This window comes from Spirillospora albida, from assembly GCF_000718255.1.
GTDB lineage: Bacteria > Actinomycetota > Actinomycetes > Streptosporangiales > Streptosporangiaceae > Spirillospora > Spirillospora albida.
This window is the reverse complement of sequence record NZ_JOFJ01000002.1, coordinates 271,337-294,081: the sequence shown is the minus strand read 5'-3', so window position 1 is coordinate 294,081 and position 22,745 is coordinate 271,337. Positions and strand designations below refer to the sequence as shown.

General features: G+C 71.4%; 22 protein-coding genes. 8 read left to right on the top strand and 14 right to left on the bottom strand.

The features are described from left to right. Nucleotides 1–6 precede the first annotated feature (6 nt). The 6 genes from IE99_RS0103935 to IE99_RS0103910 form a co-directional block, all read right to left on the bottom strand. Nucleotides 7–927, bottom strand: coding sequence for a proline dehydrogenase family protein (locus IE99_RS0103935; protein ID WP_030163765.1), 921 nt, complete (start codon nt 925–927; stop codon nt 7–9). Nucleotides 928–998: 71 nt separating this feature from the next. Beyond that, the gene (locus IE99_RS0103930) at nt 999–2,156 is read right to left on the bottom strand and encodes an LCP family protein (protein ID WP_051711925.1); all 1,158 of its coding nucleotides are present in this window, start codon (nt 2,154–2,156) and stop codon (nt 999–1,001) included. Nucleotides 2,157–2,202: 46 nt separating this feature from the next. Next, the gene (locus tag IE99_RS0103925) at nt 2,203–2,937 is read right to left on the bottom strand and encodes an ABC transporter permease (protein ID WP_030163761.1); all 735 of its coding nucleotides are present in this window, start codon (nt 2,935–2,937) and stop codon (nt 2,203–2,205) included. Then, nucleotides 2,934–3,644 carry an ABC transporter ATP-binding protein gene (locus IE99_RS0103920; RefSeq protein WP_245623047.1) on the bottom strand — a complete coding sequence of 237 codons (711 nt, stop codon included), beginning with the start codon at nt 3,642–3,644 and terminating at the stop codon, nt 2,934–2,936. The genes IE99_RS0103925 and IE99_RS0103920 overlap by 4 nt, the downstream gene beginning before the upstream one ends. Before the next feature lie 90 nt (nt 3,645–3,734). Further along, complete coding sequence (locus IE99_RS0103915; RefSeq protein ID WP_030163756.1) at nt 3,735–4,325, bottom strand: TetR/AcrR family transcriptional regulator; 591 nt, start codon at nt 4,323–4,325, stop codon at nt 3,735–3,737. After that, entirely contained in the window at nt 4,322–5,206 is an 885-nt protein-coding gene (locus IE99_RS0103910; RefSeq protein WP_030163753.1) for a sugar phosphate isomerase/epimerase family protein, read from the bottom strand. Before IE99_RS0103910 ends, IE99_RS0103915 begins: the two co-directional genes overlap by 4 nt. 115 nt (nt 5,207–5,321) lie before the next feature. On the opposite strand from IE99_RS0103910, the gene IE99_RS0103905 reads away from it, so the two are divergent. The 4 genes from IE99_RS0103905 (at nt 5,322) to disA (ending at nt 9,868) form a co-directional block, all read left to right on the top strand. Further along, entirely contained in the window at nt 5,322–6,020 is a 699-nt protein-coding gene (locus IE99_RS0103905; protein WP_030163751.1) for a class I SAM-dependent methyltransferase, read from the top strand. A 108-nt stretch (nt 6,021–6,128) separates the two neighbouring features. Continuing rightward, a complete protein-coding gene (locus tag IE99_RS0103900; protein ID WP_030163748.1) occupies nt 6,129–7,193 on the top strand; it encodes an alpha/beta fold hydrolase in 1,065 nt (354 codons plus the stop codon). A gap of 29 nt (nt 7,194–7,222) precedes the next feature. Then, a complete protein-coding gene (gene radA, locus IE99_RS0103895; protein WP_030163746.1) occupies nt 7,223–8,671 on the top strand; it encodes a DNA repair protein RadA in 1,449 nt (482 codons plus the stop codon). Nucleotides 8,672–8,785: 114 nt separating this feature from the next. After that, nucleotides 8,786–9,868, top strand: a complete 1,083-nt coding sequence (gene disA, locus IE99_RS0103890) for a DNA integrity scanning diadenylate cyclase DisA (RefSeq protein ID WP_030163744.1) — start codon at nt 8,786–8,788, stop codon at nt 9,866–9,868. Between the two features lie 39 nt (nt 9,869–9,907). Here disA and IE99_RS0103885 read toward each other — a convergent pair whose 3' ends face one another. Beyond that, on the bottom strand, nt 9,908–10,450 hold the full coding sequence (locus IE99_RS0103885; protein WP_051711924.1) for a hypothetical protein: 543 nt from the start codon (nt 10,448–10,450) through the stop codon (nt 9,908–9,910). Between the two features lie 68 nt (nt 10,451–10,518). Here IE99_RS0103885 and IE99_RS0103880 point away from each other — a divergent pair, with 68 nt between their 5' ends. Continuing rightward, nucleotides 10,519–11,385, top strand: a complete 867-nt coding sequence (locus IE99_RS0103880; protein ID WP_030163740.1) for an HhH-GPD family protein — start codon at nt 10,519–10,521, stop codon at nt 11,383–11,385. 71 nt (nt 11,386–11,456) lie between these two features. Then, complete coding sequence (gene add / locus IE99_RS0103875) at nt 11,457–12,431, top strand: adenosine deaminase (protein WP_030163738.1); 975 nt, start codon at nt 11,457–11,459, stop codon at nt 12,429–12,431. Nucleotides 12,432–12,521: 90 nt separating this feature from the next. On the opposite strand, the gene IE99_RS0103870 is transcribed toward add, so the two are convergent. The 6 genes from IE99_RS0103870 to IE99_RS0103840 form a co-directional block, all read right to left on the bottom strand. Continuing rightward, nucleotides 12,522–13,292 (bottom strand): N-acetylmuramoyl-L-alanine amidase, encoded by a 771-nt coding sequence (locus IE99_RS0103870; RefSeq protein WP_157610029.1) that lies wholly within the window; start codon nt 13,290–13,292, stop codon nt 12,522–12,524. 133 nt (nt 13,293–13,425) lie between these two features. After that, entirely contained in the window at nt 13,426–15,954 is a 2,529-nt protein-coding gene (locus IE99_RS0103865; RefSeq protein WP_030163734.1) for an ATP-dependent Clp protease ATP-binding subunit, read from the bottom strand. Between the two features lie 366 nt (nt 15,955–16,320). Next, nucleotides 16,321–16,644 carry a histone-like nucleoid-structuring protein Lsr2 gene (locus IE99_RS0103860; RefSeq protein ID WP_030163731.1) on the bottom strand — a complete coding sequence of 108 codons (324 nt, stop codon included), beginning with the start codon at nt 16,642–16,644 and terminating at the stop codon, nt 16,321–16,323. Between the two features lie 896 nt (nt 16,645–17,540). Further along, nucleotides 17,541–18,083 (bottom strand): RDD family protein, encoded by a 543-nt coding sequence (locus IE99_RS0103850; protein ID WP_030163726.1) that lies wholly within the window; start codon nt 18,081–18,083, stop codon nt 17,541–17,543. Between the two features lie 7 nt (nt 18,084–18,090). Then, nucleotides 18,091–18,846 (bottom strand): RDD family protein, encoded by a 756-nt coding sequence (locus IE99_RS0103845; RefSeq protein ID WP_030163725.1) that lies wholly within the window; start codon nt 18,844–18,846, stop codon nt 18,091–18,093. Between the two features lie 4 nt (nt 18,847–18,850). Continuing rightward, entirely contained in the window at nt 18,851–19,372 is a 522-nt protein-coding gene (locus IE99_RS0103840) for an amino-acid N-acetyltransferase (protein WP_211258715.1), read from the bottom strand. 399 nt (nt 19,373–19,771) lie between these two features. Here IE99_RS0103840 and IE99_RS0103835 point away from each other — a divergent pair, with 399 nt between their 5' ends. Then, nucleotides 19,772–20,764 carry a C40 family peptidase gene (locus tag IE99_RS0103835; RefSeq protein ID WP_030163719.1) on the top strand — a complete coding sequence of 331 codons (993 nt, stop codon included), beginning with the start codon at nt 19,772–19,774 and terminating at the stop codon, nt 20,762–20,764. A gap of 153 nt (nt 20,765–20,917) precedes the next feature. Here IE99_RS0103835 and IE99_RS0103830 read toward each other — a convergent pair whose 3' ends face one another. Beyond that, nucleotides 20,918–21,148, bottom strand: a complete 231-nt coding sequence (locus IE99_RS0103830; protein WP_030163717.1) for a transcriptional regulator — start codon at nt 21,146–21,148, stop codon at nt 20,918–20,920. A 17-nt stretch (nt 21,149–21,165) separates the two neighbouring features. On the opposite strand from IE99_RS0103830, the gene IE99_RS30945 reads away from it, so the two are divergent. Next, nucleotides 21,166–22,725 carry a LacI family DNA-binding transcriptional regulator gene (locus IE99_RS30945; RefSeq protein WP_342666178.1) on the top strand — a complete coding sequence of 520 codons (1,560 nt, stop codon included), beginning with the start codon at nt 21,166–21,168 and terminating at the stop codon, nt 22,723–22,725. Nucleotides 22,726–22,745 lie beyond the last annotated feature (20 nt).

Genomic DNA, 22,745 nt, shown 5'->3' with positions numbered 1-22,745 from the left:
GTGCCGTCACCTCCTCGTCGCGACCGCCCTGAGGAAGAACGCCAGATTGGCGGGCTTCTCGGCGAGGCGGCGCATGAAGTAGCCGTACCACTCGCCGCCGAACGCCACATAGACGCGGACCTGCCGCCCCTGGGCGGCCAGCCGCCGCTGCTCCTGCGGGCGGATGCCGTAGAGCATCTGGTACTCGAACGTCTTGGGATCGCGGTCGTGCAGGACGGCCAGTGCCGCCCCGATGTCGATGAGCCTGGGGTCGTGGGTGGCGAGCATCGGGTAGCCGTCGCCCGCCAGCAGGACCTTCATGCAGCGGACATAGGAGCGGTCTATGTCCGCACGCCTGGTGAAGGCGACCGCCTCCGGCGCGGCATAGGCGCCCTTGCACAGCCGGACGCGCGAACCCTCGTAGGCGAGGTCTTCGCAGTAGTCCTCGGCGTCCCGCAGGTAGGACTGGATGACGGCGCCCACGTCCGGGAAGTCGCGGCGGAGTTCGTGGACGATCCCCAGGGTGGAGCGGACGGTCGTGTGGTCCTCCATGTCGAGGGTGACCGTCGTCCCGGCGGCGCGCGCGGCGAGGCAGACGCGGCGTGCGTTCCGCAGCGCGATCTCCTCGCCGAGGGCCTGGCCCACGGCCGACAGCTTGAGCGACACCTCCACGCGGGTGCCGAGCCCGGCGGACCGGAGCCGTTCCAGGAGCGCCTCGTACCGCCGGACGGTCGCGTCCGCCTGCGCGGCGTCGTGGACGTCCTCGCCGAGGACGTCGAGCGAGACGAGCAGCCCGTCCCCGGTGAGCTCGCGGGTGACGCGCGCCGCGTCCTCGACCGTCTCCCCGGCGACGAACCGGCGGACGACGTCGCGGCCGACCGGCGCGGTCTCCACGAGCCGGCGCGCGCCGCTCCGGCGCGACGCGAACAGCAACGCCTGACGAAGCACGGTCGCAACCCCTTGTCCCGGGGGACGGCATCGGCCCCCCGCGACCGGGTTATGCCCGGCTCAGCGTCAGATCATGAGACCGTGCCGAGGTTCGTCCCGCCGCCGTACCGCTGCACGTACGCGGGCATCTCGGCCTGCTTGACCGCGTCGAACAGCGCCTGCGACCGGGCCTGGTCGAGGAACACGACGCTCTGCTTCGCGCGCATCCCGGTGCCCTTGTGCGGGGCGGTGATGAAGGACACGTCGGCGGGCCGCAGGCGCCGCAGCGACAGCGCGAGCGACCGCAGGTCGCCGCCGGACACCCCGTCGTCCACGCTGATCGACTTGGTGAACGCGGACAGGAACCGGTCGAGCTTCAGCGGGTTGCTCAGCGTGCCCTTGTCGGCGGCCTGCCTGGCGAGCGCGCTCATGAACTGCTGCTGCCGCTTGATCCGGTCGAAGTCGCCGTTCGGCAGGTTGTAGCGCTGCCGGACGAACAGCAGCGCCTTCTCGCCGTCCAGCTTCTGCCGCCCGGCGTTCCAGTGCTGCCTGCGCGCCGGGTCGTACACGCTCTGCTTGATGTTGACGGTGACGCCGCCGAGCGCGTCCGTCATGGACTTGAAGCCGTTGAAGTCGATCGCGCCGTAGTGGTCGACGCGGACGCCGGTCAGGTTCTCGACGGTCTGGACGAGCAGTTTCGGCCCGCCGAACGAGAACGCCGCGTTGATCTTCTGGTTGCCGTAGCCGGGGATCTCCACCCAGGAGTCGCGCGGGAACGAGATCATGTACGCCTTGCGGCGGTCCGCGGGCAGGTGCAGCAGCATGATCGTGTCGGTGCGCTGCCGGCCCGGCTTCCACACCTCGTTGCCGTCGCCGGTCGTCCCGTTGCCGGCGCGGCTGTCGGATCCGACGAGCAGCCAGTTCTCGGTGCCGCTCGCGTTGGCCTCCGGCCGGTTCGACTCGGGCAGCGCGTCCGGCACGCGCCCGACGTTGCCGTTGTAGGACGACTGCCGCTGCCAGGCCAGCCCGGCGAGGCCCGCCGTGATCAGCGCGACGAACACGCCGAGCGCGATGAGGACGCGAGGCCAGCGCCGCCTGCGGCGGCCCTCCGGGGGAGCGTCCGCGGGGGCGTCCGCGCCGAGGGTGCCGAGCCCGCCGAGACCACCGGACGGCGCGGGCGCCGCCGGGGCCTCGGGAGCCGCGCCGGGGCGCCGGGGCGCCGGGGCGCCGGGGTGGTCTCCGGGGGTCATGGCGCAGAAGCTACCAGGACGAACAGGGCGTTCAATCCATATTCCGTCAAGCCGTGCGGCGGCGGAGGGTAGCGGCGCCCAGCAGGAGCGCCACCGCCACGAATCCCGCGATCACCGCGACGTCGAGCAGCAGCCTGCCGGTGACGTCCGGGTTCGCCGCGATCTCCCGCATCCCGTCGACCGCGTACGTCAGCGGCAGGACGTCCGAGACCGCCTCCAGCCAGGACGCCATCCGCTCGCGCGGGATGATCAGCCCGCACAGCAGCAGCTGCGGCAGGACGAAGGCCGGCATGAACTGGACGGCCTGGAACTCCGTCCGGGCGAACGCGCTCGCGAGCAGGCCGAGCGCCATGCCGAGCAGGGCGTCCAGCACCGCCACGACGACCAGCGACGCGAGCGAGCCGCTCAGGTCGAGGTCGAGCCAGGTCAGCGCGATCACCAGGACGACCCCGACCTGGACGAGGGTGAGCAGCCCGAACGCCAGCGAGTAGCCGAGCAGCAGGTCCAGCCTGCCGGTCGGCATCGACATCAGCCGCTCGAGGGTGCCGCCCGTCCGCTCCCGGAGGGTCGCCACGCTCGTCACGACGAACATGATCAGGAAGGGGAACAGGCCGAGCAGCATCGGCCCGATCCGGTCGAACAGCACCGGCTCGTCGAACACGTACCGCAGCAGGATCATCAGCAGGCTCGGCACGCCGATCAGCATTCCGAGCGTCCGGTGGTCGTGCTTGAGCTGCGCCAGGATCCGGCGCGTCGTGGCCAGGATGATCGGGACGCTCATGGCGCGCTCTCCTCGTGTTCGGCGATGAGGCGGAGGAAGGCGTCCTCCAGGTCGTCGGCCCCGGTCCGGGCCCTGAGGTCGTCCGGCGTGCCGTCGGCGAGGAGGCGCCCCTCGCGCATCAGCAGCAGCCGGTCGGTGCGGCGCGCCTCGTCCATCACGTGGCTCGACACCACGAGCGTCACCCCGCGGTCGGCGAGCCGGCGGAACAGGTCCCAGAGCTCGTTGCGGAGCACCGGGTCGAGGCCCACGGTCGGCTCGTCCAGGACGAGCAGTTCCGGCGCGCCGAGCAGCGCGACGGCCAGGTTCGCGCGGCTGAGCTGCCCGCCCGACAGCGTCGAGACGATCTGGTCGCGGTGGTCGCCGAGCCCGACCTCGCCGATGACGCGCTCCACGTCGGAGCGCGGCGCGCGCAGCACCGACGCGAAGTAGGCGAGGTTCTCGGCGACGGTCAGGTCGGCGTAGACGGCGGGGTTCTGCGTCGCGTACCCGACGCGGCGCCGCACGCCTGGCGACCCGGCCTCCGCGTCGAGGACGGCCACGGTCCCGCCCTCGACGATCTGGACGCCGACGAGCGCGCGCATCAGCGTCGTCTTCCCGCAGCCGCTCGGCCCGAGCAGGCCGACGACGGCGCCGCGCGGCACGTCGAAGGTGAGCCCGTGCAGGACCGCGCGGCCGCCGCGCATGACGCGCAGGTCCCGCACGCTCACCGCCGGCTTATAACTCATCATGTGTTGAATTCAAGCCCGTGCGCGGGCACGGGTCAAGAGCCGGGGCGCAGAAGGTCGGAAAAGAAGCGGTCAGCCGAGGTAGCCCTGGAGGGCCGGCGCCAGGAGCCGCACGAGCTCGTCCTCGGACGCGGACGCCAGCGGCTCCACCGCGAGCACGTAGCGGAGGATCATCACGCCGATCATGTGGCCGACGGCGGCCTGCACCTTCAGCGGCGGCACCCCGGAGACCTCCCCGGCCCGCCCGAACAGGGCCGACGTCAGGAACTCCCGCGTCATCGCGGCGACCCGCTCGTTCGTCATCGCCGAGCGCAGCATCGCCAGCAGCCGGGCACGGCGCTCGGCGTCCCCCCAGACGAGGAGGAAGCTGCGCACCATCGTCTCGCCCAGCTCGTCGCGGGGCGCGGCCAGGATGCGCGGCAGGAGGACGGACGGCTCCACCGGGAACCGCATCGCCTCGACGAACACGCCCTCCTTGTTCCCGAAGAAGTGGTGGACGAGCGCGGGATCGACCCCGGCGGCGCGGGCGATGGCCCGCAGCGAGGCCCCGTCGTAGCCCTTCTCGGCGAACAGCTCCCGGGCCCTCGCGAGGATGGCCTCCCGCGTCTCGGTCGGCCCCGGACGCCGGCCGGGGCCGCGCGTGCCGCGCGCGGCCTCCGTCAAGGCATGCCCCGGCGCGAGACCTCGCCGGCCGGGGTGACCTCCCACGTGTGGTCGGCGGCCGCGAGGTGCAGGCGGGCGAACGCGAGGGCCTCCGCGAGGTCCTCCAGGCGGTCGGCGCGGCTCGCCGCGCGGCGGGTGTTGACCTCCAGGACGATGTGCCCCTGGAAGCCGTTCTCCGCGAGGTTCTCCAGCATCGGCCCGCAGGGCTGGGAGCCGCGGCCCGGCACGAGGTGCTCGTCCTTGTTCGTGATGCCGATGCCGTCGGCGAGGTGGACGTGCCGCAGCCGGTCGCCGAGCCGCTCGGCCATGTCGAGCGCGTCCGACCGCGAGACGGCGGTGTGGGACAGGTCGAGCGTGACGTACGGGTAGTCCTGGTCGACGGGGTTCCAGTCGGGGAGGTACATGCCCGCCTCGGCCCCGCGGGCCTTGAGCGGGAACATGTTCTCGACCGCGAACAGGACGTCCGTCTCCTCCTGCATGCGGTCGAGCCCCGTGACGAAGTCGCGCGCGTACTCCCGCTGCCACCGGAACGGCGGATGCACGACGACGACGTCCGCCCCGAGCTCCTCGGCGACCTCCTTGGAGCGGACGAGCTTGCCCCACGGGTCGCGGCCCCAGACCCGCTGGGTCAGCAGCAGGCAGGGCGCGTGGATCGACTTGATGGGCACCTGGTGGTAGTCCGACAGGCGGCGCAGCACGGTGAGGTCCTGGGAGGAGGCGTCCGTGGACACCATCACCTCGACGCCGTCGTATCCCAGCAGCGCGGCGATCTCGAAGGCGCTCGGCACCTTCTCCGGGTACACGGACGCGGTCGAGAGCGTGATGGGGGCGTCCGGGACGCGGAGGGCCGGAGAATGCGCGCCGTTGTGCCGCTGGGTCAAGGCTGTCCTCGCCAGGTGATCGCTCGGCATTGCTCGTACGGAAAGCCTATGTCCCGCGGAGGGCGATGAAACCCTCGCCCCGGGTGATCCGCGCCGCGCGGACTACGCTCTGTCCGTGGCCGAGATAGCGCCGGGCGCCGTGCCGAGCCCCAACATCTGGAACTCCCCCCACGTGTACGAGGTGGAGAACCGCGCGGTCGATCCGGACGGCGTGCTGGAGGCGGCCATGCGCGCGATCCGCCCGTGGGCGGGCGCGACGGTACTCGACCTCGGCTGCGGAACGGGCTACCACCTGCCCTTCTTCGCGGACGAGGCGGCGCGCGTCATCGGCGTCGAGCCGCACGCGGGGCTGGCCGCGGCCGCGCGGCGGCGCGTCCGGGACCGGCCGAACGTCACCGTCCGGACCGGCGCCGCGCAGGCCCTGCCGCTGCCGGACGCGTCCGTGGACGTGGTCCACGTCCGCTGGGCGTACTTCTTCGGCCCCGGCTGCGAGCCCGGCCTCGCGGAGCTCGACCGCGTCGTCCGGCGCGGCGGGGCGGTCTTCATCATCGACAACGACGCGACGCGGTCGACGTTCGGACGCTGGTTCCGGCGCGGCCTGCCCTCGTACGATCCGGCCGCCGTGGAGCGGTTCTGGACGCGGCGCGGCTACACCCGCGAGCCCCTGCTGATCCGGTGGGCGTTCGAGAGCCGGGACGATCTGGCCGCGGTCCTGCGCATCGAGTTCCCGGCCGCTCTCGCGGCGGAGTTCCTCCGTGAGCACGAGGGCCTCGAGGTGGACTACGCGGTCAATCTGTGGTGGCGTTGCACGTAGGTTACTGACTGGTCGGTCACACCTGGGCGTCCGGTGTGGCCACTACTGGATCCCCTGTACAACAATTGCCGGGACCGGCGACGCAAGCACACGTGGAGGAACCGGATCATGGGCCGTGCCGTCATCACCTCGGGCAAGGGAGTTCTCGCCGCCACCGCGCTCGGTGCCGCCGGGGCCGGCGCCGGACTGGCCGTCCAGCGCCGCGCCCTCCGCCGCCTCCAGCTGCGCCCCGACCCCTACGCGGGCGAGCCCTTCGGCGCCCTGCGCGGCCGCCCGGTCCCCGTCCGCGCCGACGACGGCACCCGCCTCTACGCCGAGATCGACGGCGAGGACCGCACCGACCTCGCCGTCGTGTTCTGCCACGGCTGGACCCTCACCCAGGACTCCTGGCACTTCCAGCGCAAGGCCCTGCGCGGCCTCGGCCGGCTCGTCTTCTGGGACCAGCGCGGCCACGGCCGCTCCGACGGCGGTGTCCGCGACGACTACTCGATCCCCCGCCTCGCCCACGACCTGCACGCCGTCATCGAGGCCACCGTCCCGGAGGGCACCCCGGTCATCCTCGTGGGGCACTCCATGGGCGGCATGACGATCATGCGGTTCGCAGACGAGTACCCCGAGCTCATGGGCGAGCGGATCGTCGCCACCGCGCTGCTCTGCACGTCCTCCGGCGGCCTCGGCGAGGTCACCCTCGGCATGCCCGCCCTCGTCGCGCGCGTGACCCAGCGCGTCCTGCCCCGCGCCCTGCGCGCGCTCGGCGCCGGATCCACCCTCATCGAGAAGGTCCGCCACCTGGGCCGGGACGGCTCCATCCTGATCGAGGACATGCTCGCCTTCGGCCCGGACGCGAGCCCCGCCGCCGTCGCGTTCGGCGAGGAGATGATGGCCGAGACCCGCATGGACGCCCTGCTCGACTTCTTCCACTCCATGATCACCCACGACGTGATCAGCGAGTGCGGGCACCTCGCCAAGGCCGACGCCCTCGTCATCGGCGCCGAGAACGACATGCTCACCCCGGTCGAGCACAGCCTCAAGATCGCCGGCTGCGTGGGCTCCGCGCGGCTCGAGGTCATCCCGACCGCCGGGCACATGGCGATGCTGGAGCGCCCGTCGATCGTGTCCGACCACCTCGGCGACCTGATCGAACGCGCCCGCGAGGCGACCGCCGCCGCCTGACTGTCAGGGGCGGCCCCTAGGCTGCCCGCATGGCGAAGGCGAAGACTGCCAAGGCCGCGTACCGATGCTCGGAATGCGGCTGGCAGACGTCCAAATGGGTCGGCCGCTGCGGTGAGTGCCAGACCTGGGGCACGGTGCTGGAGGCGGCGTCCGCCACCCCCGCGCGGGTGGTCACCGCGGGCCCGGTCAGCACGCCCGCGCGCCCCATCGGGAAGATCGACGTCCACTCGGCGCAGACCCGCCCGACCGGCCTGGACGAGCTCGACCGCGTCCTCGGCGGCGGCATCGTGCCCGGCGCGGTGCTGCTGCTCGCCGGCGAGCCCGGCATCGGCAAGTCGACACTGCTGCTGGAGGTCGCGGCGCTCGCGTCCACGGGCGGCGGGGCGGCCGGGGAGGTCCCGCGCCAGGGCGGCCCGGGGCGGCGCGTTCTGTACGTGACCGGCGAGGAGTCCGCCGAGCAGGTGCGGCTGCGCGCCGACCGCGTCGGCGCGATCACCGACGAGCTCTACCTCGCCGCCGAGACGGAGCTGTCGGCCGTTCTCGGCCACATCGACACCGTCGAGCCCGTCCTGGTCGTCGTCGACTCCATCCAGACGATCGGGACGTCCGAGGTCGACGGCGCACCGGGCGGCGTCACCCAGATCCGCGAGGTCGCCGCCAACCTCATCCGCGTCGCGAAGGAGCGCGGCGTCACCGTCGTCCTGGTCGGCCATGTGACGAAGGAGGGCGCGATCGCGGGGCCGCGCCTGCTGGAGCACCTGGTCGACGTCGTCCTGTACTTCGAGGGCGACCGGCACTCCCGGCTCCGGATGATCCGCGCGATCAAGAACCGCTACGGGCCCACGGACGAACTCGGCTGCTTCGACCTCTCCGAGGTCGGCATCGTCGGCCTGCCCGACCCGTCCGGCCTGTTCCTCACCCGCCGCGACGAACCGGTGCCGGGCACCTGCGTGACCGTCACCCTCGAAGGCCGGCGGCCGCTGGTGGCCGAGGTGCAGGCCCTCGTCGCGAAGTCGCACCTGCCCTCGCCCAGGCGCGCCACGTCCGGGCTCGACACCTCCCGGGTCGCGATGGTGCTCGCCGTCCTGGCCCAGCGCTGCAAGATCTCCATGCACGAGCAGGACGTGTACGTCTCCACCGTCGGCGGCGTCCGGCTCACCGAGACCTCGGTCGACCTCGCCCTCGCCCTGGCCGTCGCGGGCTCCACCGTCGAGCAGTCGCTGTCCGGCAGCCTCATCGCGCTCGGCGAGGTCGGCCTCGCCGGCGAGGTGCGGGTCGTCCCCGGCGTCCAGCGGCGACTCGCCGAGGCGGCCCGGCTCGGGTTCAAGCACGCCGTCGTGCCGCGCGGTTCCCTCGAACTCGCCGACGGGTCCCCGCTGAAACGGGCAGATCCGCAGTTGAGCAGCTTCGAGGGGATGAAGGTGATGGAGGTGGACAGCCTCCAACAGGCATTGCAGACGGCCTTTACGGCGCCCTAACGAGGATCGCACCAGAGTATTACGCCGGACGGTCAACGCTTCCGACCAGCGGGGGAACCGGGCCGCGGCCGTCCTCGGTAAACTGGCGCAGTCCAGCGACCTCCCGGGGGCCAGGTGCCAGCACACGACAAGGCTCATGACGAACGACGCCGCGCCACGCTCGCCGCGGTGGCACCGGGGACCCAGATCCGCGACGGTCTGGAGCGCATCCTCCGGGGCCACACCGGCGCGCTGATCGTGCTCGGGCTCGACGGCACCGTCGAGGAGCTCTGCACCGGCGGCTTCGAACTCGACGTCGAGTTCTCGGCCACCCGGCTGCGCGAGCTCGCCAAGATGGACGGCGCGATCGTCCTCGACAGCAACCGCAACCGGATCGTCCGGGCCGCCGTGCACCTCGTGCCCGACTCGTCCCTCCCGACGGAGGAGTCCGGCACCCGGCACCGCACCGCCGAGCGCGTCGCCCGGCAGACCGGCCGCCCGGTGATCTCCGTCAGCCAGTCGATGCACATCATCGCGCTGTACCTCGACGGCATCCGCTACGTCCTCGAGGACTCCGCGGCCATCCTGTCGAAGGCGAACCAGGCCCTCGCCACCCTCGAGCGGTACAAGCTGCGCCTGGACGAGGTGTCCGGCACGCTGTCCGCGCTGGAGATCGAGGACCTCGTCACCGTCCGCGACGTCTCCGCCGTCGTCCAGCGCCTGGAGATGGTCCGCCGCATCGCCGACGAGATCGAGGGCTACGTCGTCGAGCTCGGCACCGACGGCCGCCTGCTCTCCCTCCAGCTCGACGAGCTGGTCTCCGGCGTCGACGTCGACCGCGAACTGATCGTCCGCGACTACCCGTCCGCCGAGACCCGCACCCGCGGCGTCGGCGCCGTCCTCGCGTCCCTCGACGCCCTGTCCGCGAACGAGCTCCTCGACCTGCCGGCCGTCGCCGAGGTCATGGGGTTCGCCGGCCCGGACGCCCTCGACCTGCCCGTCAGCCCCAAGGGGTACCGCCTGCTCGCGAAGGTCCCCCGGCTGCCCAGCATCGTCGTCGACCGCCTGGTCGAGCACTTCGGCGGGCTGCAGAAACTCCTGGCCGCCAGCATCGACGACCTCCAGGGCGTGGGCGGCGTCGGCGAGTCGCGCGCCCGCAGCGTCCGCGAGGGCCTGTCCCGCCTCGCCGAGTCCTCGATTTTGGAGCGCTACGTCTGAGGCCGGTCCGCTGGCTCGTGACGATCCGTTGCACGCGCCTCAGCGGAGCCGGAACACCTGCTCCCCCGTCCCCGCCAGCGACGCGACGTACGTGCCCGGCCCCGCCTCGGCCCCACCGCAGGCGCGCCGCCGGTCCCACGTGATCGTGTCGCTGAACGGCGCACCGCTCCGCAGCAGGCGGGACGTCCCCTGCCCGCACCGCGCCGACGACCACACCCGATCGGACCCCGACGTGATCCGCACGTCCAGCGTGCCCTTGCCGAGCGCGCAGGGCTCCTCACCGGTGTTCACCACGCTGACCCTGAACCGCGGGCTCGTCCCCGCGTAGGCGTCCCGTGTCGCCCGCAGCGTGGCGGCGAGGTCGTCCGCCACGCACTCCCGGGCGATCTCACGCACGGTGACCGTCACGGTCGGCATGGCGGTCGGGGGCGGCGGCGGTGTCACGTCTCGGACGATCCGCCGCACCGGTTCGTCCTCGCCTCCGCCGCACGCCCACAGCAGCGACCCCGCGGCGGCGAGCACACCGCCCAGCACCACGATCCGCCGCCGCCAGTACTGGGGACGGTCCGCGTCCACACGCATGCGCCCAGTATCCAATTCATGATCACGTCCGGGCGGGGCGACCCGCCGTGCCAGAATGGCGATTCGCCATGCGGTACATCGACCCGATCCTCGGCTGGTACGACGCCAACGCCCGCGACCTCCCCTGGCGCGCCCCCGGCGCCACCCCGTGGGGCATCCTCGTCAGCGAGATCATGCTGCAGCAGACCCCGGTCGCCCGCGTCCTCCCCGTCTGGCACGCCTGGATGGCCCGCTGGCCCACCCCCGCCGCCCTGGCGGCCGAACCGGCCGGTGAGGCCGTCCGCGCCTGGGGCCGACTCGGGTACCCCCGCCGCGCCCTCCGCCTCCACGAGACCGCCCGCGCCATCACGGACGGGCACGGCGGCGAGGTTCCCACCTCCCACGCGGACCTCCTGGCCCTCCCCGGCATCGGCGCCTACACGGCCGCCGCCGTCGCCAGCTTCGCCTTCCGGCAGCGGCACGCCGTCCTCGACACCAACGTCCGCCGCGTCCTGGCCCGCCTGGTCACCGGCGTCGAGCACCCACCGAAGTCCCAGACGAGAGCCGAGATGGACCTGGCCGAGTCGCTCCTCCCCGCGGACCCCCCGACCGCCGCCCGGTGGGCCGTGGCCACCATGGAGCTGGGCGCCCTGGTCTGCACGGCCCGCTCGCCCCGCTGCACGGACTGCCCGGTCCTCGCCCACTGCACCTGGCACGGGAACGGCCGACCCGCCTACGACGGCCCGCCGCGCCGAGGCCAGACCTACGCCGGAACCGACCGCCAGTGCCGGGGCCGCCTCCTGGCCGTCCTCCGCGAAGCCGAAGGCCCCGTGGAGAAACCGGCGCTGGACATCGTCTGGCCGGACGCCGTCCAGAGGGAACGTGCCCTGGACGGCCTCGTGGCGGACGGCCTGGTGGACCCCCTGGAAGACGGCCGCTACGCCCTCCCCTCCTGACCGTCAAGAACTCCGGGGGCGGCGCCGAAAATGACTTGGTGAGGATTCGGGCTGCCCGTATCGTCCGGCTCGTGCGGGATCTGATCGCCTTGCCCAAGGCCCATCTGCATGTCCATCTGGAGAGCACCGTCCGGTGGGGGACGCTGCGGGAGATCGGCGTGGCCAACGGCGTCCCGGTGCCGGACGACGTCGGGGACTTCGGCGACTTCGCGTCGTTCTTCGCGCAGAACGACATGGTGCGATCCTGCCTGCGGCGGGCCGGTGACTTCCGCCGGATCGCCTACGAGTTCTGCGCGGACGAGGCGGCGCAGGGCACCCTGTACGCGGAGGTGTCGTTCAGCGCGGCGGCGCACGGCGAGCGGCTCGGCGACCTCGACATGCCGCTGACGGCCGTCCGCGAGGGCCTGGCGGCGGGGCGCGAGGCGTTCGGGATCGAGTGCCGGCTGATCCTCGACCATTCGCGGCGTCGCTCCGTCGAACGCGCGTGGCGCACCCTGGAACTGGCCCGGCGGCACGAGGACGTCGTCGCGGTCGGGCTGGCGGGCGATGAGGCGTTCCCCGGCGACCCGTTCGCGAAGGTGTTCGCGGCGGCCGGCGATGCCGGGCTGCACATCGTCCACCACGCGGGCGAGGGGGAGGGCCCGGCCGGCATCCGGCAGGCTCTCGGCCCTGGACGCACCGAGCGGCTCGGGCACGGGATCCGGGTCTTGGACGACCCTGACCTCGTCGCGGAGGTGCGGGAACGACGCATCCCCCTGGAGGTGTGCCCGTCGTCCAACGTCGCCCTCGGATTCGCCCCGACGCTCGCCGAGCATCCCCTGCCCAGGCTGCGCGACGCGGGTCTGATCGTGACCCTCAACACCGACATCCCCGCGCTGATCGGCACGCCGCTGGCCACCGAGTACGCCCGCGTCCGCGACGCGTTCGGCTACGACGACGGCGTCCTCGCCGAACTGGCACGCGCGGGCGTCGACGCCTCCTTCGCCCCGGACGCGACCAAGGCGCGCGTGAACCGCGAGATCGACGCCTGGCTCACCACCCCCTGACCCGGACGAGCCGTCCGGCACAGGCGGAGCCGCACGATCCCGGGCGCCCCCGGACTCCTCGGCGACGACCGCCGGTGCGAAACAGCGTGATCAGTGGCGCAGGTAGGTGGACAGGCCCGCGGCCAGGGCCTTGGCCGCGCGCTGGCGCCAGGCGGGGCTCCTCATCCGTGCGGCGTCGCCGGGATTGCGCATGTTGCCGGCTTCGATGAACACCTTGGGGACCTTCGACAGATTCAGCCCGCCGAGGTCCGTCCGCGTGTCCATGCCGTTCTTGCCGACGTAGGTCGCGTAAGGCTGGCCCGTACCGCTGCGAAAAGCGTTCCGGACGTCGTACCCGAGGCGCTGGGACGACTTCAGGATCGGCCCGGTGTAACCCTTCACGTAGCCCGGCACGATGACGTGGAAGCCCCGCCCGGACTCGGGCGCGCCATCGGCGTGGATGGAGATCACCGCGTCCGCGCGCGCCCGGTTGCCGATCGCGGCACGCTCGTTCAGGCACGGCCCCACACCCCGGTCGTTCGGACGGACGAGCAGTACCGTCGCCCCCTGCACCCGCAGCACCGCCGCGAGGCGCGCCGAGACGTCGAAGGCGAAGGCGTGCTCGGCATATCCGGAGTGGGTCTCCGTGCCGGTCGTGTCGCATGCCTTCCGGAACCCCCCGGCCGGCACCTTCCGGTTGATCACCGCGGGATGGTCGGCGTTCCGCCCGTTGTGCCCGGCGTCGATCACGACGACCCTGCCCGCGAGCGGACGCGTCCCCGCCGACGCCGAACGCTCGCCGAGCACGGCCCCGGCCGCTCCGGCCGCGCCGACCGCGACCGCGGCGACCACCGCCGCGGCCCTGCCACGCCACATCACCATGCCACTCCCTGCACGTCCGGAACCGCGGATCCTCATCGGGACCATCGGCAGCCGGAAGCCGCACACGAGGGACGGCGCGCAACGCGAAGGCCCGCACCGGCCGGAACCGGTACGGGCCATATCGCCGTTCAGATCAGCCTTCGGCCGACCTCGCGTCCTTGTTGAAGTTCACCGCGCCCTCCATCGGCGGGGCGTCCGGCACCGAGGACGGCTTCGGCACGCCCTTGAACGTGAACTTGGCCTCCTCGCCGGTGCCCTCGACGCCGACGATGACGATCTGGCCGGCCTTGAGCTCGCTGTAGAGGATCTTCTCGGACAGGTTGTCCTCGATCTCCCGCTGGATCGTCCGGCGCAGCGGACGGGCGCCGAGGACCGGGTCGTAGCCGCGCTCGGCGAGCAGGTCCTTGGCCTCCTGGCGCAGCTCCAGGCCCATGTCGCGGTCGCGGAGCCGCTCGTCCACCTTGGCGATCATCAGATCCACGATCTGGATGATCTCCTTCGGGGTGAGCTGGTGGAACACGACCGTGTCGTCGACGCGGTTGAGGAACTCGGGGCGGAAGTGCTGCTTGAGCTCCTCCGACACCTTCGCCTTCATCCGCTCGTAGGTGCCCTGGTCGTCGTTCTGGCGGGCGAAGCCCATCGAGACGCCCTTGGAGATGTCCTTGGACCCCAGGTTCGTCGTCATGATGATGACGGTGTTCTTGAAGTCCACGACACGGCCCTGGGCGTCGGTCAGGCGACCGTCCTCCAGGATCTGGAGCAGCGAGTTGAAGATGTCCGGGTGGGCCTTCTCGATCTCGTCGAACAGGACGACCGAGAACGGCTTGCGGCGGACCTTCTCCGTCAGCTGGCCGCCCTCCTCGTACCCGACGTAGCCGGGCGGGGAGCCGAACAGCCGCGAGACGGTGTGCTTCTCCATGAACTCGGACATGTCGAGCTGGATCAGCGCGTCCTCGTCGCCGAACAGGAACTCCGCGAGCGTCTTGGACAGCTCCGTCTTACCGACGCCGGAAGGACCGGCGAAGATGAACGAGCCGCCCGGACGCTTGGGGTCCTTCAGGCCGGCACGGGTACGGCGGATCGACTGGGACAGCGCCCTGATGGCGTCCTCCTGGCCGATGACCCGCTTGTGGAGCTCGTCCTCCATGCGCAGGAGGCGGCTGGACTCCTCCTCCGTCAGCTTGAAGACCGGGATGCCGGTGGCGGTGGCGAGGACCTCGGCGATGAGCTCGTCGGTGACCTCGGCCACGACGTCCATGTCGCCGGCTTTCCACTCCTTCTCCCGCTGGGCCTTCTGGCCGAGCAGCTGCTTCTCGGAGTCCCGCAGCGCCGCGGCCTTCTCGAAGTCCTGGGCGTCGATCGCCGATTCCTTCTCGCGCCGGACGTCCGCGATCTTCTCGTCGTACTCGCGCAGGTCCGGCGGCGCGGTCATGCGGCGGATCCGCATCCGCGAGCCGGCCTCGTCGATGAGGTCGATCGCCTTGTCCGGCAGGAACCGGTCGCTGATGTAGCGGTCGGCGAGCTGCGCGGCCGCCACCAGCGCGCTGTCGGTGATCGACACGCGGTGGTGCGCCTCGTAGCGGTCCCGCAGGCCCTTGAGGATCTCGATGGTGTGCGACAGCGACGGCTCCGCGACCTGGATCGGCTGGAAGCGGCGCTCCAGCGCGGCGTCCTTCTCCAGGTGCTTGCGGTACTCGTCCAGCGTCGTCGCGCCGATCGTCTGGAGCTCCCCGCGCGCCAGCATCGGCTTGAGGATCGAGGCGGCGTCGATCGCGCCCTCGGCGGCGCCCGCGCCGACGAGCGTGTGCAGCTCGTCGATGAACAGGATGATGTCGCCCCGGGTGCGGATCTCCTTCAGCACCTTCTTCAGGCGCTCCTCGAAGTCGCCGCGGTAGCGCGAACCGGCCACCAGGGCGCCGAGGTCCAGCGTGTAGAGGTGCTTGTCCTTGAGCGTCTCGGGCACCTCGCCCTTGACGATCTTCTGGGCCAGGCCCTCGACGACGGCGGTCTTGCCGACGCCGGGCTCGCCCACCAGCACCGGGTTGTTCTTGGTGCGGCGGGACAGCACCTGCATGACCCGCTCGATCTCCTTGTCCCGGCCGATGACCGGGTCGAGCTTGCCCTCCCGGGCGGCCTGCGTGAGGTTCCGGCCGAACTGGTCCAGGACGAGCGACGTGGAGGGCGCGGCCTCCGCGGGGCCGCCGGAGGCGGCCGGCTCCTTGCCCTGGTAACCGTGCAGAAGCTGGATCACCTGCTGGCGCACGCGGTTCAGATCCGCGCCGAGTTTCACCAGGACCTGGGCGGCGACGCCCTCGCCCTCGCGGATCAACCCCAGGAGGATGTGCTCGGTGCCGATGTAGTTGTGGCCCAGCTGGAGCGCCTCGCGCAGGGAAAGCTCGAGGACCTTCTTGGCACGGGGAGTGAACGGGATGTGGCCCGACGGCGCCTGCTGGCCCTGGCCGATGATCTCCTCGACCTGCTGGCGCACCGCCTCAAGACTGATCCCCAGGCTCTCCAATGCCTTGGCCGCGACACCCTCGCCCTCGTGGATCAGACCCAGGAGGATGTGCTCGGTGCCGATGTAGTTGTGGTTGAGCATCCTGGCCTCTTCCTGAGCCAGGACGACAACCCGCCGCGCGCGGTCGGTGAACCTTTCGAACATCTCGTCGCTCCTCACAGAGCGGTTGGGCAGAGTCCGGAACGTCCGGAACTGTCCTTCCGCATGCTAGCCCGCCCCGAGGAGGCCGCCCGGTGCACTCCCACCAGGAGACGTTCCCCAGCTAAGCGCTGTTCAGTCTCATCCAACTACCGCGGCGATGCGCCATGTTCCCGCTACGCCCCAAGCGAACGGGGGCTTTCCGCAGGTCGTCCGGGTCGCCATCCGGCGAGATCCGCTCCCGCCGCCTCCCGTTCCACCTTGCCGCGAGAATCGGGAACTCACCGCCGGGCCGGTAAAACGTCCGCCTGCTACGCCACAAGCGAACGGCCCGCCTCCCGAACGGAGACGGGCCGCCGGACGGCGGGCGGGTCAGTGGGCCGCCTCGAACTGCTCGATGACCGTGGCCGGGATCCTGCCGCGCTCATTGACCTTGATGCCATTGTTCTTGGCCCAGGCGCGGATCTCGGCACTGCGCTCGCGGCTGGACGCGCCGCGCTGGCGACGCCGCCGCACACCGGTGCCCGCCTTACGCGACTTCTCCACGAACGGCTGCAGAGAATCCCGCAGCTTCTTTGCGTTGGCGCCACTGAGGTCGATCTCGTAGGAGGCGCCGTCGATCGAGAACGCTACGGTCTCGTCCGCCTCGCCACCGTCGAGGTCGTCGACGAGAAGCACCTGAACCTTCTGTGCCATGGGGACAGACCTTTCGGCTGGAGCAAACTGCATTCGCTCGCCAAAGGTATACCCGGAAGTCGCCCGATGACAATTCAGCACCGCCGTGCCAGTTTCCTTCCCGGACGGTAACCCTTCGTAATCACCGCTCCTGGAAGGAAGCCCGCCGGAGAGCCGGCCCCCGTGGCGTCGCCGGGCGGCCCGGAATTGCGCGTCCGGACGGGCCGGGCCCGGGATTAGGGCGTGACCGGGCTCTCCGTCCGGCGCTCTGACCAGGGGAGTCGCAGCGCGGTTCGTGCGAGTGTGCGCTCCGGCCCGGTTTTCTCCTCGGGGACCGGCGAGCCTGAATAGGCGGCCCGCTGACCTTAACCGGGCCGGTGTCACCGCCGCCGGGTCGGTGATTTACCTCCCACCGTAACCGCACTAACCGGGAGGCTCCGGGAATGCGCAGGACTCCGGAAGCCCTGCGGGACAGGGGGTTGCGGCACCGCGCCCGGGACGGATGTCGAGGGATAACGACGCGCCCGCCCGGATGGAAATCTGTTGCCGGTGGCCGACTCCCCGCCCGCTATCCCAAAGCGGAGGGCGCATCCGGCGCGGACCCCATCCGTCCCGTTTCCCGACCGCGACCGGAACGAGACCGCATTCGTCCGGAGAACGACGGGTTCGAGGCGTCCGGCGCCTCTTTCGCGGCGAGGCGGCCCCGGCCGGACCGCCGGGCTCCGCCCGTCTCACCGGACACTTCGGTCACCCCGCAAAAGCCGCGATTCCCCCTTACGCGGGATTCCATGGCTTAGGGGGTTCGTTTTCCGGCAGGGGCGCATCGGGTGATGAGGGCAGGCGGCGCGCATAGAGCACACGACGGCGCGCGGGATGTACGGCGGCGCGGGACGCTGCCCGCGGGTCCCCAGAGGCTCTCAGGGCGCGGCTGAGGCGTCCGCCGGACGTCTCACCACCAGCGTGCGCGCCAGCCTGTCGTGGAGCGCCTGGCGCCGCTCGCCCTCGTACAGCAGGCCCGCGTCGGCCACCCAGAAGATCCCCGCCAGCAGCCCGAGCACCGGGACGGGGCGCGCCGCGATCGGCAGCGCGTAGACCGCGGCCCGAAGAAGGGCACGCGGAAGACGCAGGCGGTCGGCCGCCGCCGGGCCGTCCGGATCGGGGACGACCTCGATTCCGGCGAAGCGCTTGCCGAGCGTCCGGCCCCAGAGGGCGAGCTGGACCACCTCGTAGACGAAGAAGCATCCGGCGACGGCGGGAGGGGCCACCAGGTCGACCCGATGGCCCGTCACCAGCTCGCGCACCACGACGATGACCGGAATGCCGACGATGAGGGTGTCGACGATGCGCGCCAGGAGGCGCTGCCCCGGCTCCGCCAGGGGCAGACCTGTGAGGCCGGCGCCTTCGGACGGCTCCGCCTCCCCCGGCTCATCCGCACTGTGCGCCGGTCGCGATGCCGTCATCGCCGCCTTACTCCGCGTACTCGTCGTGCGGAACGCGCTCGTCGATGACGAGCGTCCCGGCGAAGCGGTCGTGCAGCGCCTGGTGGAGCGGCTGGTCCCAGATCGCCCACAGGTACGCCATCAGGGCGCCCGCCCAGACCAGGAGCATCCCGTAGGCGGCGTAGTCCCACACCATGACCGCGAGGACGAGGAAGAAGAAGACGCCCAGCTGGTATCCGACGTGCGTGATGCCCGCGCGCCACACGCCCTGCGTCGTGGTCAGCGCCTCGCCCGCGGGACGCGCCTGGACGACGCCGAGGCCGAGGAGGCGCTTGCCCAGCGTCCGGCCCCACATGGACAGTTGCACGGCCTCGTAGATGAACGGCAGGACCGACAGCACGCAGAAGAGCGTGAAGATGATCGGCCAGTTCCAGATGCCGCCCTCGTCCTCGGTCTTGGTACCGGGCTTGCCCAGCCCCATCACGCCGATCGTGACCGGCAGGATCAGCGCGAAGCCGAAGACGGCCACCAGGATGTTGTCGATGAGGCGCGCGCCCGCGCGCCGCAGGATGGGGGCGAGGGGCAGGCCGGCGGCGTCGCCGTCGTCGTAGTGCCCTCCATGGTGTTCGTGCGAGGGCTCCTGCCACTGCTGCTGCGGCGCCTGCTGCCAGCGGTCCGCCTGAGGCTGCGGCTGCCATTGGGGGCCCTGGTAGGGGGGCGGCGGGCCATAGGATCCCTGGCCCTGGGACGGCTGGTAGGGCCGGCCGCGGTGGGAATCGCTCATCGGGTCAATCCTCCAGGCGAAGCAGCATCCGGGTGTTGCCCAACGTATTCGGCTTGACCCGGTCCAGGTCCAGGAACTCTGCCACGCCTTCGTCGTAGGAGCGCAGGAGCTCCTCGTACACCTCGGGCGCCACAGGCGTGCCGAGGATCGGCGTGAAGCCGTGGCGCGAGAAGAAGTCCACCTCGAAGGTAAGGCAGAACACCCGCCGGACGCCGAGTTCCCGCGCGGTCTCCAGGAGCCGCGAGACGATGCGGTGCCCTATGCCGCGTCCGCCGTAGCCCTTCTCGACGGCGACCGAGCGGACTTCGGCGAGGTCCTCCCACATCACGTGGAGCGCACCGCAGGCGATGACCGGCCCCGGACTCCCGTCCTGGAGGTCCTCGGCCACCCAGAACTCCTGCACGTCCTCGTACAGCGTCACCGCGCTCTTCTTGAGCAGGCGTCGTCCCGATCCGGCGTACAGATCGACCAGCCTGCGGATCTCCTGAACGTCGGCGGTACGAGCACGCCTGATCACGACCTCCACAATCAGGCGAGATTATCGAACAACGGCCGTTTACCAACAGTCGGCGCCCACGCACCCATGGTGACCGTGCCTTGTGTCGAATAGTGACCCGACGTGCACCGTCGGTATGTGAAGACCCGCCGTCCGCGTGATTCAACTTGCGTTTTCGCACGTTCTGGTTGGCATCCAATGACGGTTCCGTTAGTGTCCTGCGCTGACGTCTACCGTCCGAAGTACGGAGGCCGAACCGCCGAACCCCCGGGCCGCGACCAGCGCCCGGGAGCCGGATCCGCGCTCGGGCCCTGAAGGCTCTCGACGGGGCCACCCGCCGCGTGCGAGGGCGACCTCGCACGCCCTCGGACGGGCTGTTTCGGCCCGAGCCCCCCAGCGGCCCGGCAGGCGGAAAGGAGAGGAGAGTTCGTGGAGCCGTCCCGGCCTGCATCCCTTTCGCGTCCTGCGCGCACCCGGCGTCTCCGTGCGCGGGCGATCGGCCTGACCGGCGCGCTGGCCCTCTCGCTCGCCTCGGCGGCCGGAACGGCGCACGCCGAGCCCGAGCCGTCCACGGAGGAACTCCGCTCTCAGGCCACCAAGCTCGCCGACCAGCTCGAGCAGCTCACCGAGCAGTACAACGGGCTGCGGGTGAAGTTCCAGCAGTCGCAGCGGGCCGCGAAGGTCGCCGCCGCCAACGCCGAGCGCCAGGAGAAGACCCTCGAGGTCATCCGGCAGAAGGTCGGCACCGTGGCGGCCACCACCTACATGCAGGGCGGTTCCGACCCCGCCATCACGTTCGTCGCCTCCAAGGACCCGCAGGCGGTCCTCGACCAGGCCGCCACCCTCCACTACTTCGCGACCCGCGACAGCAGCCAGGTCCAGAGCCTGATGCGGGCCATGCAGGCCGCCCAGCGCGCGCGGAAGTCCGCCGAAGAACGCGCGCGGCAGGTGGAGAAGCTGCGCACGGACCTGGACGCGCAGCGCAAGAAGGTCACGCAGCTCTACGAGAAGGTGCGCGGGCGCCTCGTCAAGAAGGACCCCTCGCAGCTGGCCAAGCTCCCCGTCGTCGGCACGGGGAAGGCCGCCCAGGCGCTCCGCTTCGCCATGACGAAGCTGGGCCGCCCCTACGTCTGGGGCGCGGAGGGCCCGTCCACGTTCGACTGCTCGGGCCTCACGATGTGGGCCTACAAGCAGGTCGGCATCAGCCTTCCGCACTACACCGGCAGCCAGTGGAACGCCGGAACCCACATCTCCCGAGGTCAGCTCCAGCCCGGCGACCTGGTCTTCTTCTACTCCGACCTCCACCACATGGGCATGTACGTGGGAGACGGCAAGATGATCCACGCCCCCCAGACGGGGGATGTGGTGAAGATCGCCCCCATCGGGGGCCGCCCCTACGCGGGAGCCGTCCGCGTCGCCTGACCCACCGCGAACCTCGTCCGCGGCGGCGCCGCCTGCAGGGACCTACCTGTCAGGGCGCCGGCGCCGCCGCTGCGGGGTCGGACGGAGTTCGCGTGAGTTCGCCGCCTGCTTTTCCGGTGACGCCCGCCTCCCCGGACGGGTCGTCGATCACTCTCAGATGAGCTGCCTCCGGGCCGCCCACACCACGGCCTCGATAGGGGTGTTGACCTCCAGCCGGTCGCAGATGTTCCGCAGCCGGCGCCGCAAGGTCCTGGCGCTCAACTCGAGCTTGCGTGCCGCCACATCGGCGGTGACACCGCTCGCGATCTGAGCGAGAAGGCGGATCTCCTCCTCGTTCAGCCCATAATCGTCGGTGCCACGACGTGCGAGTGTGGCCTGTTCCACTCCGTCCTCCCTCGTCCATGATGATGACCGCGGGGATGCAGCCGCCCGCTGCACAGGCACGGGGCTCGATCTGTACGCGTCGGGTTGCCGGGTCCGGAGCCTTCCGGACTAGATCATCGGATTCCTTTTCCGTCTCACGCGCTTGGCCGGAGGTGGCCGAAGGGCCGAATGCGGGGGCTTGCGGTGGAACTCCGGGTGACGATTCACTCGTTTGCCGACCGTATGCCGACGCGCCATCGGCCACGGGTCTCCCCACGAGGACGTGGGACGCGCCCGCTGAACGGTGGTGCGCCGCGTCCGGGACGGGTCGAGATCGCCAGCCATCCAACCCACCCTTTCTCGTCGGCCCCACCGGATCACGCTGCGGACAAGATCGTGAATCGTTTCAAGCTACGCTTCGGCTCGGAACGCTAGGCGGCCGGATCCGGCCCGTCAAGCGCCGGTCAAGGACCATTCGCGCATGTTTGATCACACACTGTGACCGACAATTCGGCGGGTCGATCGGAGAAACTCAACTACCTGCGAGAACAGATACGGGGCGGACGAGGAGCGAGTTGGCACAAACGAGTATTCGTGAGGTTGCGAGGCGTGCCGGCGTCTCAGTTGGGACCGTTTCGAATGTCCTAAACCGGCCAGACCTCGTGGCCGAAGCCACCCGTGCCCGCGTTCAGGCCGCGATCGACGAGCTCGGATTCGTCCGCAACGAGTCCGCCCGGCGGCTCCGGCAGGGCCCCGATCCCCGTGCCGGACGGCCCGACGACCCGGCCCGGCGGGCGTTCGGCGTCATCGTCGAGGACCTCACGAACCCGTACGCGTCGGACGTCGCGCGCGGGGCCGAGCTCGCCCTGAACGCGTCGGGCCACGACGCCCTGTGGCTCTCCAGCGACAATTCCGCGGCCAAGGAGCAGCGGTCCCTGGAACTGCTGGAGGAGCAGCGCGCGGCAGGCGTACTGATCATCCCCATCGCCCTCGATCCGCCCGGGATCGCGCGGCTGCGGGCGACCGGGATGAGCGTCGTCCTGATCGACAGGGACGCCCCGGACGCCTGCTCCGCCCGGGTCGACCATGTCGCCGGCGGGGAGATCGCCGCCGCGCACCTGCTCGGCCTCGGCCGCGAGGACGCCCTGTTCGTGACCGGGCGGCCGGAGCCGCGGCCGTGCGTAGAGCGCCGCGAGGGCGCCGCCCGGACCTTCGTCGAGGCGGGCGCCGGAAAACCGCCCACACTGGTCATGGACGCGCTGAGCCCCACGGAGGGCAGGGCCGCGGCGCAGCGGATCGCCGCGCTGCCGGCCCTGCCGTCCGGGATCTTCTGCGCCAACGACCTGCTCGCGATCGGCCTGATCAACGAGCTGAGCCGGCTCGGCGTCCGGGTGCCGGACGAGGTCGCCGTGATCGGCTACGACGACATCGAGCTCGCCGCGAGCGCGGCCGTACCGTTGACCACGATCGGCCAGCCGCGCCGCGAGCTCGGCTGGGAGGCGGCGGAGCTCGTCCTCGCCGAGGTGGCCGAGGGCCGGTCGCACCAGCACCGTCAGGTCGTCCTCACCCCGGAGCTCAAGATCCGCGAGTCGGCCTGATCCGCCGCGCTCCCGCGAAC

What these genes read in the sequence shown, in the direction of transcription:
- IE99_RS0103900 (WP_030163748.1), top strand. Translation starts at nt 6,129, where the DNA reads ATGGGCCGTGCCGTCATCACCTCGGGCAAGGGAGTTCTCGCCGCCACC.
- IE99_RS0103930 (WP_051711925.1), bottom strand. Translation starts at nt 2,156, where the DNA reads ATGACCCCCGGAGACCACCCCGGCGCCCCGGCGCCCCGGCGCCCCGGC.
- IE99_RS0103885 (WP_051711924.1), bottom strand. Translation starts at nt 10,450, where the DNA reads ATGCGTGTGGACGCGGACCGTCCCCAGTACTGGCGGCGGCGGATCGTG.
- IE99_RS0103870 (WP_157610029.1), bottom strand. Translation starts at nt 13,292, where the DNA reads ATGGTGATGTGGCGTGGCAGGGCCGCGGCGGTGGTCGCCGCGGTCGCG.
- IE99_RS0103845 (WP_030163725.1), bottom strand. Translation starts at nt 18,846, where the DNA reads ATGAGCGATTCCCACCGCGGCCGGCCCTACCAGCCGTCCCAGGGCCAG.
- IE99_RS0103860 (WP_030163731.1), bottom strand. Translation starts at nt 16,644, where the DNA reads ATGGCACAGAAGGTTCAGGTGCTTCTCGTCGACGACCTCGACGGTGGC.
- IE99_RS0103850 (WP_030163726.1), bottom strand. Translation starts at nt 18,083, where the DNA reads ATGACGGCATCGCGACCGGCGCACAGTGCGGATGAGCCGGGGGAGGCG.
- radA (WP_030163746.1), top strand. Translation starts at nt 7,223, where the DNA reads ATGGCGAAGGCGAAGACTGCCAAGGCCGCGTACCGATGCTCGGAATGC.
- IE99_RS0103925 (WP_030163761.1), bottom strand. Translation starts at nt 2,937, where the DNA reads ATGAGCGTCCCGATCATCCTGGCCACGACGCGCCGGATCCTGGCGCAG.
- IE99_RS0103865 (WP_030163734.1), bottom strand. Translation starts at nt 15,954, where the DNA reads ATGTTCGAAAGGTTCACCGACCGCGCGCGGCGGGTTGTCGTCCTGGCT.
- IE99_RS0103880 (WP_030163740.1), top strand. Translation starts at nt 10,519, where the DNA reads ATGCGGTACATCGACCCGATCCTCGGCTGGTACGACGCCAACGCCCGC.
- IE99_RS30945 (WP_342666178.1), top strand. Translation starts at nt 21,166, where the DNA reads ATGATGATGACCGCGGGGATGCAGCCGCCCGCTGCACAGGCACGGGGC.